The organism is Geobacter sp., from assembly GCF_030834625.1.
Lineage (GTDB): Bacteria > Desulfobacterota > Desulfuromonadia > Geobacterales > Geobacteraceae > Geobacter.
Window position 1 is genome coordinate 1 of sequence record NZ_JAUQXO010000068.1, and the last position, 13,389, is coordinate 13,389.

Annotated in this window: 15 protein-coding genes; 8 read left to right on the forward strand and 7 right to left on the reverse strand. The window is 54.6% G+C overall.

What is annotated here, in order from left to right; all coding sequences use genetic code 11:
• Positions 1-412 precede the first annotated feature (412 nt).
• The 7 genes from RCH91_RS16090 (at position 413) to RCH91_RS16120 (ending at position 5,979) form a co-directional block, all read left to right on the forward strand.
• Positions 413-1,663: an ATP-binding protein gene (locus RCH91_RS16090; RefSeq protein ID WP_306536002.1), complete on the forward strand. Its 1,251-nt coding sequence runs from the start codon at positions 413-415 to the stop codon at positions 1,661-1,663.
• A gap of 32 nt (positions 1,664-1,695) precedes the next feature.
• A complete protein-coding gene (locus RCH91_RS16095) occupies positions 1,696-2,097 on the forward strand; it encodes a response regulator (RefSeq protein WP_306536003.1) in 402 nt (133 codons plus the stop codon).
• 31 nt (positions 2,098-2,128) lie between these two features.
• Entirely contained in the window at positions 2,129-2,572 is a 444-nt protein-coding gene (locus tag RCH91_RS16100) for a hypothetical protein (RefSeq protein ID WP_306536004.1), read from the forward strand.
• A gap of 184 nt (positions 2,573-2,756) precedes the next feature.
• The gene (locus RCH91_RS16105; RefSeq protein ID WP_373694405.1) at positions 2,757-3,101 is read left to right on the forward strand and encodes a type II toxin-antitoxin system RelE/ParE family toxin; all 345 of its coding nucleotides are present in this window, start codon (positions 2,757-2,759) and stop codon (positions 3,099-3,101) included.
• Between the two features lie 3 nt (positions 3,102-3,104).
• Positions 3,105-3,407, forward strand: coding sequence for a helix-turn-helix domain-containing protein (locus RCH91_RS16110; RefSeq protein WP_306536006.1), 303 nt, complete (start codon positions 3,105-3,107; stop codon positions 3,405-3,407).
• Positions 3,408-3,514: 107 nt separating this feature from the next.
• Positions 3,515-4,123: an NAD(P)H-dependent oxidoreductase gene (locus RCH91_RS16115; protein WP_306536007.1), complete on the forward strand. Its 609-nt coding sequence runs from the start codon at positions 3,515-3,517 to the stop codon at positions 4,121-4,123.
• Positions 4,120-5,979 carry a monovalent cation:proton antiporter-2 (CPA2) family protein gene (locus tag RCH91_RS16120; RefSeq protein ID WP_306536008.1) on the forward strand — a complete coding sequence of 620 codons (1,860 nt, stop codon included), beginning with the start codon at positions 4,120-4,122 and terminating at the stop codon, positions 5,977-5,979. Before RCH91_RS16115 ends, RCH91_RS16120 begins: the two co-directional genes overlap by 4 nt.
• Before the next feature lie 151 nt (positions 5,980-6,130).
• On the opposite strand, the gene RCH91_RS16125 is transcribed toward RCH91_RS16120, so the two are convergent.
• Together RCH91_RS16125 and RCH91_RS16130 are read right to left on the reverse strand one after the other, a co-directional pair.
• On the reverse strand, positions 6,131-8,593 hold the full coding sequence (locus RCH91_RS16125) for a methyl-accepting chemotaxis protein (RefSeq protein ID WP_306536009.1): 2,463 nt from the start codon (positions 8,591-8,593) through the stop codon (positions 6,131-6,133).
• Positions 8,594-8,602: 9 nt separating this feature from the next.
• The gene (locus RCH91_RS16130; RefSeq protein WP_306536010.1) at positions 8,603-9,067 is read right to left on the reverse strand and encodes a cache domain-containing protein; all 465 of its coding nucleotides are present in this window, start codon (positions 9,065-9,067) and stop codon (positions 8,603-8,605) included.
• A 210-nt stretch (positions 9,068-9,277) separates the two neighbouring features.
• Here RCH91_RS16130 and RCH91_RS16135 point away from each other — a divergent pair, with 210 nt between their 5' ends.
• On the forward strand, positions 9,278-9,790 hold the full coding sequence (locus tag RCH91_RS16135; protein WP_306536011.1) for a hypothetical protein: 513 nt from the start codon (positions 9,278-9,280) through the stop codon (positions 9,788-9,790).
• 79 nt (positions 9,791-9,869) lie between these two features.
• Here RCH91_RS16135 and RCH91_RS16140 read toward each other — a convergent pair whose 3' ends face one another.
• The 5 genes from RCH91_RS16140 to RCH91_RS16160 form a co-directional block, all read right to left on the reverse strand.
• A complete protein-coding gene (locus RCH91_RS16140) occupies positions 9,870-10,121 on the reverse strand; it encodes a hypothetical protein (RefSeq protein ID WP_306536012.1) in 252 nt (83 codons plus the stop codon).
• 193 nt (positions 10,122-10,314) lie between these two features.
• Positions 10,315-11,142, reverse strand: coding sequence for a UDP-3-O-acyl-N-acetylglucosamine deacetylase (lpxC, locus tag RCH91_RS16145; RefSeq protein ID WP_306536013.1), 828 nt, complete (start codon positions 11,140-11,142; stop codon positions 10,315-10,317).
• A 161-nt stretch (positions 11,143-11,303) separates the two neighbouring features.
• Positions 11,304-12,098 carry a PEP-CTERM sorting domain-containing protein gene (locus tag RCH91_RS16150; protein WP_306536014.1) on the reverse strand — a complete coding sequence of 265 codons (795 nt, stop codon included), beginning with the start codon at positions 12,096-12,098 and terminating at the stop codon, positions 11,304-11,306.
• A gap of 184 nt (positions 12,099-12,282) precedes the next feature.
• Positions 12,283-12,828 carry a chemotaxis protein CheD gene (locus RCH91_RS16155; protein WP_306536015.1) on the reverse strand — a complete coding sequence of 182 codons (546 nt, stop codon included), beginning with the start codon at positions 12,826-12,828 and terminating at the stop codon, positions 12,283-12,285.
• A 133-nt stretch (positions 12,829-12,961) separates the two neighbouring features.
• Complete coding sequence (locus RCH91_RS16160; RefSeq protein WP_306536016.1) at positions 12,962-13,192, reverse strand: hypothetical protein; 231 nt, start codon at positions 13,190-13,192, stop codon at positions 12,962-12,964.
• Positions 13,193-13,389: the final 197 nt, after the last annotated feature.

The following is a 13,389-nucleotide window of genomic DNA, read 5'->3' on the forward strand; positions in this document are numbered from 1 at the left end:
GCGGCGGCGGAGCAAGAATCGTGGACAAATTTGTTGAGCGTAAAACCACGCTCAAAACTGGGGCAGCGCCGGTCAGCTGCGCGACCGGGCACCACCTTAAACTCGACGGTTTATTGTCTTGACTATAGGGTCCACTCAACGCACCAGGGGACATTCTCAATGCGAAACTAGCGATAAAGCAGACGAAAGATCTCCAGACAGGAATCTATTCCAATATCGGTTATGAGGTAGTGGAGGTCTACGACCACATTCCGCGAATCAAGCAGATGAGCCTCCCTCATACCGATAGTGGCGTTATCACTGATGTGCAGGTGAGTCAGGAAAGTCTGTAACCTCACGTTCAACAGCCGGCAAGACCGGCCGCAGGCCGGTCAGCCTTAAGATGTGGCAAATTAAATGAGAGGTTAAAGTTATGGCAAAAAATCAAAGCCCTCAATTTCATACGGAAATCGTAGAGATGTTATTAAATTTGTATACGGAGACCACAGGGCTCCCTGTCGCGCTGTATCTTTGCTCAACGCAGGAATTCATATGGTCAAAACCACGACAATTTTCTCCTTTATGTTCATCCCTACATGCAAATGACGCCGTTGCAATTAATGACGAATGCTACAAAGACCATGTTAAGAGGTGCCAGGAAGCTAAGGGCACACCTGAAATGTGCCATCTTGGGTTGTGGAATTTAGCACTGCCTATAAAAATTAATGGCCAGTTGATAGGAACCCTTATAAGTGGCCAAAGGAGGTCAAAGGATCCGACGCACGACAGCTTGTCAAGAAGGACATTAAGTAAATATTTGGACACAATTGATCCAGAAAAAGCACGTATGACAATGATGCTTTTTGAGAGAACACATGCTGTGGATAAAAAAGAATTCAATGAAAAACTATTATATAATCTTACCCGCGTTCAGGGCCATATTTTTACTTTGTTGCAAAAATCAACTGAGCATGAAAGTTTGAGGAGGTCAAAAATTCAAAATCTAGCACATGAGTTTTTGCTGCCAATACAGTCAATAGTGGCAGATGCTGAAAATCTCTATAATGAAGTGTCAGAGACTGAACTTAAAGAAATGGCAAATGATGTGCTACAAGAAATGCGAAAGTTGGCAGTAATTGCTGAGAATATGCGTGGATCACTAATTGAAACTAAAGAACAAAAATATCATTTTACTAAACATAGTTTGTATAAATGTTTAATGGTACCAATAGATTTATATCAAAAAGAAGCTAATAAAAAGGGTGTTGTTATAAAATCTCCTATTTTAAAAGATCATAAGAAAATGCCAATATTGGATATGTCATTCGACTATTTGCAAAGAGCTATTACTAACATAATTCATAATGCTGTAAAGTACTCATACTCTAGCGGACCTAATACAGAACGATATATAGGTATTGTTGGTGAATATGTTGAGAATTTTTATTGCATCACAATTAGCAACTACGGACTTGGAATTCTGCCACATGAAATAGCTTCAGGTAAGATTTTTGAAGATGGTTATCGTGGTGAGTTGTCAGCAGATAGGAGTCGTACAGGATCAGGTATGGGGCTCCCAGAAGTCAAAAAAATTATAGATAGGCATAATGGGAAAATTGAAATATTCAGTGAGCCTAAAGGTGGTCCATACAAGACAACGGTAAAGATTTACCTTCCAATTTAACAAAGTCTACAAATACTAAAGGAGGAATAGCTATGTTTAATATTTTGTGGATAGAAGACGAATCTGATAAGATTGGCGGATTGGTAAGGCCATTAAAGAAAGACGGTAATACAATAATAGTAGCAAAAGACAAAATAGAAGCACTTACCATACTTACAAGTAATCAAAAGATAGATTTAATAATTTTAGACATAATTATTCCACAAGGAGTGTCTGAACCTTTTGCCGAGTATGTCGGCTGTGATGTTCTGCGTAACATAAGAGAAGAGTTGAATTTGACTACACCAGTAATAGTTTTGACTGTAGTCGACGATGATGAAATATTGTCATCTATTTTAAAACTAAATGTATCTAAAATATTAAGAAAAGGCGCATATTTGCCAAGCCATCTCAAAGAAGAAGTTTACTCTGTATTAGGTTATAATCAACTGTAGTCATATGACAATTTATGCAATGGAGTATTCAATGAATAAATTGGTCTACGAACTATTTCACATTACTTTAGTTGAATTTATTCGTTTAACTATAATATACGTACTCGTACCTATTGCTATTTGTATTGGCCTATGGCTACTTTTTCTAAAAAAGCTGTTAGACGACAAGCTTAAAGCTATCAGGAAGAAAATAGTATCTGTCATAATTAAAAAAGAGTTTGAGACAATATTCAATGCTGAGGCTGAAGATAAACTTGATATGCAGTATATAACCAATGCTCTTAAATCTTCAGAAAAAGCAAATGACCTACAAACACGAATAACAGCCTTACAACAATTAGCTCACTTTTCTCATGAAATAGCACGAGATGGTTTGATCAAAATTCTTTCTAAGGAAAAAGATGTTGCCATAAAACATATGATTATAAAAACTCTGAACAAAATAGTGATTAACTTGAATAACAAGAAAAAGTAAGGAATATCGGAATTGTTTCCCAACTCACGGCTGGACCGGCCCGCGAACTGGCCGGTCAGCCTTGCGTTATCCCGCCGCCGTCATCTATATAACCACCGGTAAATACTGAATTTTCTCCGCAAATATAGCCTTGACATTATATAGCCTGCAGGATATTTTAAGATGAAGGAATGAATGAAATATGGTGTGGAAAATTGTAACCGTTGAATACTTCGATGATTGGTTTCTGAGCCTGGATGCCTCGGAACAACAAGATGTATTGGCCGCCATATTTGTTCTTGAGCAATTCGGCCCGACGTTGGGCAGGCCACACGTTGATAGTCTCAAAGGCACTGGCAAGGTAAAGAACCTGAAAGAACTCCGCGTGCAACACAAAGGTAAACCATACCGGGTATTTTTCGCCTTTGATCCTCTCCGCCAGGCGGTGATGCTGTGTGGCGGAGACAAAACCGGAAACAAGCAATTCTACGAAACCATGGTCCCAATCGCAGAGCGTGAATTTCTGAACTATCTGCAAGAACTGGAGTGAGTTATGGCAAAGCAACTTTCGGAGTTAATAAAAAAAGTAGACCCAACTGTAGTCGCAGCAGCGCGGGACAAGGCGGATCAGGAAGTTTTTGAACTCCGCCTTGCCCAGTTACGTCAAACGGTTGAGATGTCGCAGCATGATCTAGCGGTAGCGCTTGGAATATCACAACCCTCCGTAGCCAATCTGGAAAAGCGTGGCCATGAGGTTAAAATTTCTTCTCTCAAGCGTTACATTGAGGCACTTGGCGGCAAACTGTCACTGGATGTTGAACTGGCTGATGGTCGTCACATCGGCATAAACGTTTAGCTTCGCAAGGTAATTCGGGAGGAGATGGGACGGGCTGCTTGAAATGAAAAGGGGCGCCGCCATCCCATGCCTTGACATCCCATAGGCATTTGCCTATACCTTGCACCATGAAAAACGCGCTGATTCTCTTCGCCCATCCCCGCTACGAAAAGTCACGGGCCAACCGGGCCCTGCTGACCGGCCTTCACGACCTGGAAGGCATCACCATCCACGATCTCTACGAGCAGTATCCCGATTTCAATGTCGACGTTGCCCGTGAAAGGGAACTGCTGCTGGCACATCAAATCATCGTCTGGCACTACCCCTTCTACCTCTATGGCGCGCCGGCCATGATCAAGCAGTGGATGGACCTGGTGCTGGAACATGGCTGGGCCCACGGCGAAAAGGGGAACAACCTCGAAAACAAGCTTATTTTCAACACCATCACCACCGGCGGCACCCGGGAGAGCTACTCCCCCGGCGGCTTCAACCGCCATACCATCGCTGAACTCCTCCTTCCGCTGGAGCAGACGGCCCACCTCTGCCGGATGACTTGGCTTCCCCCCTTCGTGGTGCAGGGGACCTACCGCCTGACGGATGCCATGCTGGCGGACCATGCCGACCAGTACCGGCAGGTTTTGCAGGAACTGGCGCAGTCCCCGCCCCTGGAGACGATCACGGGGTACGAATTTCTCAATGACTGGATTGCGGACGTGAACAGGCGGGTGAAGCCATGACCGACACCATGCTCGGCCAAGCCGCCGTCTACCTTGCAGCGGCCCTGTTCTGCGTGCCGGTCGCCAAGCGCCTGGGGATGGGCTCCGTGCTGGGCTACCTGCTGGCCGGCATTCTGATCGGCCCCTTCTGCCTGGGCTTTGTGGGGCACGAGGGGGAGGACATCATGCACTTCGCCGAATTCGGCGTGGTGATGATGCTCTTCCTGATCGGGCTCGAACTGGAGCCGGCCCATTTCTGGAGGATGCGCTCCAGCATCCTGGGGCTTGGGTCGCTACAGCTGGCCCTGACGACCCTCGCCCTGACGGCCGGCCTCCTGCTGCTGGGCCTCGGCTGGCGGGGGGCCGTTGCCGCGGGGCTGGCCCTGTCCATGTCGTCAACGGCCATCGTGCTCCAGTCCCTCAAGGAAAAGGGGCTGGGAAGTTCCCACGCCGGGGCCAGCTCTTTTGCCGTGCTGCTGTTTCAGGACATCGCCGTCATCCCGATCCTGGCCCTGCTGCCGTTTCTCGCCATCCAGGCCGGCGCGGGAGCGGCCCACGGCGATGCCCCGGCGCTGCTGGACGGCCTGCCCGTCTGGATGAAGGCCGGGTCGGTCCTCTTTGCTGTGGTGGCGGTCTTTGTCATGGGGCGCTATGTGGTGGTTCCGTTTCTCCGCATCATCACCAAGGCGAGCGTTCGCGAGCTCTCCGTTGCCGCGGCGCTGCTGATCATCGTTGCCATCGCGTTCCTCATGAAGCTGGTGGGCCTCAGTCCGGCCCTGGGGGCCTTCCTGGCCGGAGTACTCCTGGCCAACAGCGAGTTCCGCCATGAGCTGGAAAGCGATATCGAGCCCTTCAAGGGGCTGCTCCTGGGCCTCTTCTTCATTGCGGTGGGGGCGTCGATCAATTTCAGGCTCCTGGCCGACAGCCCGGGGACCATCTTCTCCCTGGTCATGGCCGTGATCATGATCAAGGCCGCAGTTCTGATCGCCGCGGGAAGGCTGTTCCGGCTCTCCTTCGACCAGAACACCATTTTCGCCATCGGCCTCTCCCAGGTGGGGGAGTTCGCCTTTGTCCTGTTCGCCTTCATCAACCGCCTGGGGATCATCGGGAACGACTGGACCGACACGCTCATGGCGGTCACCGCCATCAGCATGACCATGACCCCGCTGCTGCTCCTCTTGAACGAACGGATGGTCCTGCCACGGTTCGGCACCCTGGAGCGGGAGGAAAAGGAGTCCGACCTCATCGACACGGAGCACCCGGTCATCATCGCCGGGTTCAGCTCCTTCGGCAGCACCCTGGGGCGGTTTCTCCGCGCAAACGGCGTCGAGGCCACCATCCTGGACAATGACTCCGATCAGGTGGACCTGCTGCGCAGGATGGGCTTCAAGGTCTTTTACGGGGATGCAACCCGGCTGGATATCCTCCACTCGGCTGGGGCCGGCAGCGCCCGCATCCTGTTCATTGCCATAGACAACCCCGCGACCGTCAGCAAGCTGGTGGAAACGGTGAACAAGCACTTCCCCCACCTGCGGATCATGGCCCGCGCCGGCACCAACCTCGATGCCCACGAACTCCTGGATCTCGGGGTACACCATATCTATCGGGATTTTCTCGACACGTCCGTTCGGGCGGGGGTGGATGTCCTGTCGAGCCTGGGGTACCGGCGGTTCAGCGCGACACGGGCCAGCCAGGACTTCCTGAAGTATGACGAGGCGGCGATGCACAAGCTTGCTCCCCACCGCCATGACGAATCCAGCTATATCTCCAATGCCAAGGAGCAGATACGGCTGCAGGAACAGCTGCTGGCCAGCGACCGGGCGGTCAACCACAGCCAGAACGACCATGCCTGGGACCTGAACAAAGAAAACGAATGAGAGCAGAAAAATTTTCAGCGAAGGTGGGACCGACGGGGTACACCGCTATCCATACATGTCTGTAGCTGAAACCCAACAAGGCTCGTACCACACAAAAGGGGCGTCGCACGAATGGCGACGCCCCTTTCACATCCATTATCATACCATCAGGTCAGGTCCTGAACCGCCCCATGAGGAGGGAAAGCTCCTCTGACAAAGCATCAAGCCGTCCGGCAGCTTCGGCCACATTCCGGGAACTGTCGGAATCCTCCGACGCAAGATGACTGATGCTGGCGATTGATTTAGTGATGTGGTTGGTGGTTGCGCTCTGTTCTTCCGAAGCGGTCGCGATCTGGCTGACCTGGGATGAAACAGCGTCGATCCTCGCGATGATCGTGTCCATGGCCTGCATCGCCCCTTCTGCTACCCCCACGCCGGACTTGACCTCAACCACGCTTCGCTGCATTGCCTGCACGGCCGAACCCGTTTCATTCAGCACAGACCGGATGATATCCTTGATTTCATGGGCCGATTCGGAGCAGCGCTCCGCCAGCACCCGCACTTCATCGGCGACAACGGCAAATCCGCGCCCCTGGTCGCCTGCCCGCGCAGCCTCTATTGCCGCGTTGAGGGCCAGCAGGTTGGTCTGATCGGCGATGTCCTCGATTGAGGTTATGATGGCTGCAATCTGGTCGGTCGATGCGCCAAGCTTGTTGACGATGTTAGAGGCCTCGCCGACCTCGTTGGCGAGCTTGCGCATGGTGGAGACGGTGCTGTCCATGACGCTGCGGCCGGAGGATGTGAGGTGCGCGGCTCCGACGGCATTTTCCGCCGCGACCTGGCAGTTGTTGGCGATATCGTCGGAAGTGGCGGACATTTGCTCGCTGGACGTGGCGATGCCATCGGCCTCCTGAGCCAGCTGGCCGGAGGTTGAGACCATTTTCGACGATAGCCCTGTCAGTCCGTCTGCGGCCGCCGATACATCCAACGCCCTTGATGAGATGGTGACGACGGTCGTGTGCAATTTGCCGACAAACTGGTTGAACCAGTGGGCCAGTTCGGCGAATTCGTCCTTTCCGCTCTCGTCGAGACGCTTGGTCAGATCCCCCTCGCCTTCGGCGATGTCGCGGACCATGGCTGTCACCCCGGAAAGGGATCTGGTTATGCGGATGATGGTGTACCAGAGGGGGATTGCCGACAGTACGGCAATGATGACAGACAGGGTGATGATGGTTGCCGTCATTTTGTGGGCAGCGGCATTGGTCTTTTCGACCATCTGCTGCTGTCCGGCGGCGGTGCTCCGAACCAGTTCCTCGCCGGTTTTCAGTTCGCGGTTCGCCGCGTCTTTTACCATGGCAAGGGCCTTCTTCGCCTTGTCGTTGCTCTCGATGATCTTGAGCTGGGCAGCAATGATCCTGTCCACGGATGACCCCGCGCCCCGAATGGACGCGGCGGCCGCGTCGATGTTCCTCAGCGCGGCGTTCTGCTTGATCCGGGCCAGTTCTTTGCGAGCGACGGCCACATTGCCGGTAATCTGGTTGAATAGCGACCTGATCTCGGCAGCGGCAGCCTCGGCCTCCTTTGCCGTCTCGCTCAGCATGAGCGAACGAACTTTGGCATCAAGGGTCCCGGCGGCGAGACTGATGCCATTTACCGCCGTATCGATGCCTGATATACGCTGGTTTGAAGCCAGCACCCCTTCCACATCCTTGCGGTTCTGCTCGACCCGCTTCTCGATGCGGGCCGTCGCGGTATTGAGGCTGATGGAAAGCTCCATCAGATCGTTGCTGATCTGGCGCTTCTCTTCCGCGAATTTGCCGCCGGTATCCTTTCCCGCCAATGCCGCCTGCTTCAGGGCGAGCAGTCCGGTTTCGGGACGGGTGAACTGCTGGTAGATGTCGTTGACGGCCTTTTTGACCGCAGCCACCGATTCATCGTTGACGTTGATCTCCTGAATCGCCGCCACCGTGCTCTTCATCTTCGATTTGTTGGCCAGGATCTCGGGGGTGCTCTTAGCCACTTCAAGGTCCTTCAGCACCACCTGCAAATCCTTCAGCTTGATGACCAGATCTTTGACCTGCTGGGCGGCGGCAACCATCTGGGTGGACGACGTGAACGAGTTGGCGACCATCTTGGAGCTTGTCGCCGTCAGGTTCTGCATGTCGCGTCGCACCCCTCCCAGAACCCTCTCCACATTCTGGATGTCCGCCTGGACTTTCCGCGACTCCTCCTGAAAGTTTCCAAGGCTGGCAACGCGCGATTGGGTGGCGTTCTTCACATCCTCATAGATCTTGTCGATGACCGTAATGTCTATGGAGCCTGCCTGGAGGGCATCAAGCGACTTGATGCCCTCCAGGGCTTCCTTGAGGCCCTTTAGACGATCGTCGGCCGCAGCGGCCAACTCCGCCACTTCCCGCTTGTCGGTGGCAACGCCAAGGCGGAGCAGCACTCCGGTAAGAGACTCTATGGAACGTTGCAGCTCAGTGGTCTTGATCTGAAGGGGCGTGGAGCGGTCGGTCAGTTGGGCGATGATGCCGCGGATATCGTAGATCGAGTAAACACTGACGAACGCCATCACGGCAAGGCCGCCCAACATGACGGCCGCGCTCGTGTAGAGCCAGGACCTGGCTTTCATTATTGCCCCCTATTTCTTGTAGATCCCGCAACCGAGAATCAACTCGCCTGCACTCTCAACATAGGAGGTCTTCTGCTCTTCCGCCTTGGTCTTGGGGTTAATGATTGTATAATCAACCCAGCCCGACTTCTCTTTTTTCACCAGCTCGACGATTTCCTTGCGGAACTTCTTCCCTTTCGAATCGGGCACGTCCAGCAAATTCTGGCCTACCTTGTCGGGCGCTGTCGCGTTGGCAAGGAGAATGCCGCCCCCATCGAAGGCAAACACGTAGAGCGGGCCCTTCACAAACGGCCCCTTGGGATCATTGAGCGCGTCAAGGGCCTTTTCCAGGCCGTTGGCATTGTAAAAGGCCGCCGCCTCCTTAACCATTTTCACGGCTTCTTCTTTGTCGTTTGCCCGCGCAACGGAAACGGATACAATCAGGGCAAGGCACACAACAACAGTTCCCACAAGCGCAACCAGTGACTTCTTCATTTTTTCCCTCCTGCTTTCCTGGTATTGATGACCCAAATGGCCATAAGAACATCTTCAGTTCCATGTATCGTCAGAAACCAGGAAATCTTGAGCTCGAAATTGATTACGGTTGTTGGCGACACCGTGGACTGCCGAATTCATCTTGATTCAAAGGAAGTATTTCAACTATCCTGCGGTGACTCCCCTTGCGGAAAAAGAGAACCACAGCCCATGTCGCATGAAATCTCCGTCTCCAACAATGAAGATTACCCCCTCTGCCGCGCCTGCGGCGGCGAATGCTGCCGGACCAGGCCGGGGATCGAGTCACCGGAGCGGTTTCTTGCCGAGGCCAATCCCGCCGAGGCCCTGGCGCTCCTCCTGGCCTCGGGCCTATGGGTCCTGGACCGCCATTACGGCATTCCCTATTCCCCGGAAAGGGGGGAACAGGGCGACCCCGACCGGATCATCCTCTATCCCCGGCCAGCCACGGGAGCCGAAAAGGCGGCGGGGAGCATCTTCGCCATCCCCGGCGCAGGGGAATGCGTCCTTCTGGGAAACGACGGCTGCACCCTCCCCTTCGCAGAACGACCCAGGGCCTGCCAGACCCTGGAACCGGCCGCCGGCTTCGCATGCACCTCCACCTGGACCCGGTTCGATGCGGCGCGGGAATGGGTGTCGCACCAGGATATGGTCAACGAAGCGCTCGCCCTTCTCGGCTTACCTCCGGACCATCCAGCGTTCTGATGTTACCTAAAACCATAATACGGACACAAAAAAAGCCGCATCCGAAGATGCGGCTTTTTTTGTGTCCAAAGGGGACTGATTACTTCGCAGCAGGAGCTGCCGGAACAGCCGGAGTTGCGGCGGGCGTGGCTTCTTCCTTCTTCACGGCCTTCTTTGCCTTCTTGGTTTTCTTGACCTTCTTGGCAACGGGCTTCTTCTCCTCGACCTTCACCGGCGGATGACCGGCAGGCAGTGCGGGAGCGGCTTGAGTAGCGGGCTCGGCAGCGAAAACGGCACCGGCGAAAGCAACGGCGACAAGGGCTGCGGTAATGCTGGACAGAACGTTTTTCATTGATGTGCTCCTTCTAGACAAAACAAAATAAATGCTTCTTGATTCTGGTAAAAGCAGTTAGCGTGCCACACCACTCCGCAAGAACTAACTACCTGACTCTGCGAACATTACAAAGAAATTCCCGAATTCGGCCCATGCTGTCAACGCCCCATACCATCCACCGGCTACCGCAAATGAGACATGCCTGTCCCCCTCAGTAGATGGCGTAGTTTTCGGGATCGGAGAAGATCTCCCGCAGCAGCAGGTTGTTCAGGTGGTGGCCAGTCTTGTACGCCTCCACCTTGCCGAGCATCCGGTAGCCACAGGTGTAGAGGTCGCCGATGAGGTCCAGGATCTTGTGATTCACGAGCTCCTGCTTGTACCGCAGACCATGGGGGTTGATGATGCTCTCCCCGCCGATCACCACGGCGTTGTCCAGGGTGCCCCCCTTGGCCAGGCCCGCCTTGCGGATCGCCTCGATCTCTTCGTGGAGAACGAAGGTTCGCGAGTTGATGATGGAAACGGCGTTCTCCACGTCCATGACCCGCTTGCGCTGCTTCCCCACCGGTGGCCGAAACTCGATGGCCATGGTTATGTCAAGGGTGTTCAGGGGCTTCACCCGCACCCAGGCGTCATTATGCGTTACCTCCACCGGACGGAGCACCTTGAGATAAACCCCCGCCTCCGGAAACTCGTAGACGCCTGCCCGCCACATCTCGTGGTAGAACTCCCAGGCCGAGCCGTCCATGATCGGAACCTCGGGACCGTCGATGTAGACGAGACAGTTGGTGATCCCCGAGTAGTAGAATGCCGCCATCAGGTGCTCGATGGTAGCCACCGACGCCCCCTCGGCAGCAATCTGGGTGGAAAGCCGGGTATCCGCCACCATGTCGTAGCGGGCCGGAATGAGGCGGCCCCCGAAGACAAAGGCGATCCCGAACTCCCGTCGGGGGAGAAACTCAAGGGACACGGTCCGGCCTGTATGGAGACCGATGCCGCTCAGTTTGAATATTCTGTTGATGGTCGTCTGTCGTTTGATCATGGTGATTGGCCCATGGGTACCACAAAACCCGCAAGAGGGGGAAGGAAAAAACGGGGGTGAGCCCTGTCAAAGGGCAACGAGTAAATTTCAGGGCGCCAGACGCACGAAAGCCCGGCCGGAGGGGTCCGGTCGGGCTTTCTCTTCAACTGGTGCGGAGGGGACTACTTTCTGCCGGCACGCCGACCAAAGAGAGCCAGAGCGGCCAGTCCGCCCCCCAGAAGCAACAGGGTTCCGGGTTCCGGCACGGGCGTGGGGTTTGCGAAGCCCGTGATGGAAACGTTGTCGATGCCTGCGGCAGTGTTGGTGGTTCTTACACCTGTGCCGTTGTCTTCGAAGAGGGTAAAAGTCAGGAGGTAAGATCCCGGCGTCATGCCAAACAGGAAAGCCGTGAGAGAGTCGTTGACCAGTTGGTTGTTGGGACTCCCTGTTGAAGGAGCACCACTGGGAAAGTTGAGGGAACTTTGGGTAAAGAGCGAAATCCCGCCCAAATTGGCAGAAAACGAGTCAGGACGCGGGCCGACGGTCGAAGTCGTGTTATCGTCACGGCCGTCAAAGGCGGTCCGGAAGTTGACTGTCAGGTCATAGCTCTCAATCGCAAACCCACCCCACAACGCGGGGAGGATAATGGATTGGCTGATGCTGTGGATGCCACCGTTGTCGGGGGCACCGCCGATAACTCCTGCACTATCCCCAAGAACCCCGAAGGCACTAGTGAAGAAGCTATTGAACCCGGCATTTCCACCGGAAGTATTGATGGTGTTGGTACTCAACCGGCCGTTGACGGTCCCGCCCTGGGTCCACGATGCAAGCGACACGGCGCCGCCACTAGTCTGGAATCCCCCATTCAGGATCAACTCTCCGGTCGAAATGGGAGCAGCTTGCCCGGGCGCAGCCCACAACAGAAACCCAGCCAGCAGGGTCATCATTACACGATTCATAGATGATTTGAGAGACATGGTTCCTCCTCACATTACAAGTGCTCTTTCAGAAGAGCTTGCAGCACACATCATGCCAGCGCATAACAATCTAAAATTACTGGGAATAGCAACGATCTGCCGCAACAAAAAACTCATTTCTGTAAGCTTTGCCGACGGAATAGACGGAAAAACCTTACACAAAAATCATCACAAGTCCGGCTGGTTACTCCGGCAGCCAGAGATCCACGGACCCTGTCTCCTCGTCGTGGGTTCGGACGGTTTCCTGCCAGTGCCCCTGGTCCCGCCGGGCGATGACTTCACTGCGCCGTTTCCTTATCTTCCGCACGTAGACCGAGTGATCCCGGGTGTCGAAGTAGATGACCCGGCCGAGACCTCCTCCCAGATCCTCCGCCAGAAGGGGTACCCCTTCGTTCTTGAGGAAATTGCGAATGAAGTCGCAGTTTACGCTTCCTACGCAGGAGAAGTTTCCCACCTCGTCGCGACTGGTGAGGATAGAGGCCCCACCGAAGACCTTGGCGCGGATCTGCTCGCGCCGGGCGCCATGACGCATCAAGGCGTTGATGAGGAGTTCCATGGAGTGGATGCCGTAACGCCCCGCCTCGGTGATGCTGTAGGGCATATCATGGGCGTAGCGGCGGTTGCTCAGCATGAAATGGTTCATGCCGGCGACCCCCCGCTCGGCATCAAAGAGGCAGGCGGCCACACAGGAGCCCAGGAGAGTGGTTATGACGAGGTCGCCCCGCGACACCAGGGACTCCCCCGGGGCGATGCGGGCGACTTTGCGACCTGAAAAGGGATGCCGATTCATGACGGCAAGTATAGCAGAGCGGGGCCCACAACGGCACAGATTTCCCTTCCCCGCTACCGGCACGTCACGGGGACTACCGGCAGCCGCAGGACGATGCCTTGCACGACGCGGCGCAGGGTGGAGCCGTACGGGCCTCCCCCTCTACGGCTGCGAAATCCGCCAGGGAGTCCCTGCTGACGAACCATTGGCCGTCGCGCATCTCTCCCGGGAGCTTTCCCTGCTTGATGAGCATCAGCAGCCGCAGGTGGGTGCTCCCCACCTCTCTGGCCGCATCGAGAACCGATATCAGATCGTTTGTTGCCATGGCATCATCCCTCCGTACAGTTGGCGTGGCCCTCTCTGCCGGGCCTGCAGTCGGTTCTACACGACACATGCCAAGGGAAGTGGAATCCGGTGCGCCTCCCTCCGAAACTGCCCCGGCCGGCACGAAAGGAGGACGCCCCGTCTTCAGCAATGTTACCCGCAGCAGCAGGGATGCCGCATCGCTGGGCAGTGGCGCCC

What these genes read in the sequence shown, in the direction of transcription:
- RCH91_RS16100 (WP_306536004.1), top strand. Translation starts at nt 2,129, where the DNA reads ATGAATAAATTGGTCTACGAACTATTTCACATTACTTTAGTTGAATTT.
- RCH91_RS16120 (WP_306536008.1), top strand. Translation starts at nt 4,120, where the DNA reads ATGACCGACACCATGCTCGGCCAAGCCGCCGTCTACCTTGCAGCGGCC.
- RCH91_RS16130 (WP_306536010.1), bottom strand. Translation starts at nt 9,067, where the DNA reads ATGAAGAAGTCACTGGTTGCGCTTGTGGGAACTGTTGTTGTGTGCCTT.
- RCH91_RS16160 (WP_306536016.1), bottom strand. Translation starts at nt 13,192, where the DNA reads ATGGCAACAAACGATCTGATATCGGTTCTCGATGCGGCCAGAGAGGTG.
- RCH91_RS16140 (WP_306536012.1), bottom strand. Translation starts at nt 10,121, where the DNA reads ATGAAAAACGTTCTGTCCAGCATTACCGCAGCCCTTGTCGCCGTTGCT.
- RCH91_RS16115 (WP_306536007.1), top strand. Translation starts at nt 3,515, where the DNA reads ATGAAAAACGCGCTGATTCTCTTCGCCCATCCCCGCTACGAAAAGTCA.
- RCH91_RS16110 (WP_306536006.1), top strand. Translation starts at nt 3,105, where the DNA reads ATGGCAAAGCAACTTTCGGAGTTAATAAAAAAAGTAGACCCAACTGTA.
- RCH91_RS16125 (WP_306536009.1), bottom strand. Translation starts at nt 8,593, where the DNA reads ATGAAAGCCAGGTCCTGGCTCTACACGAGCGCGGCCGTCATGTTGGGC.
- lpxC (WP_306536013.1), bottom strand. Translation starts at nt 11,142, where the DNA reads ATGATCAAACGACAGACGACCATCAACAGAATATTCAAACTGAGCGGC.
- RCH91_RS16135 (WP_306536011.1), top strand. Translation starts at nt 9,278, where the DNA reads ATGTCGCATGAAATCTCCGTCTCCAACAATGAAGATTACCCCCTCTGC.
- RCH91_RS16095 (WP_306536003.1), top strand. Translation starts at nt 1,696, where the DNA reads ATGTTTAATATTTTGTGGATAGAAGACGAATCTGATAAGATTGGCGGA.
- RCH91_RS16090 (WP_306536002.1), top strand. Translation starts at nt 413, where the DNA reads ATGGCAAAAAATCAAAGCCCTCAATTTCATACGGAAATCGTAGAGATG.
- RCH91_RS16150 (WP_306536014.1), bottom strand. Translation starts at nt 12,098, where the DNA reads ATGTCTCTCAAATCATCTATGAATCGTGTAATGATGACCCTGCTGGCT.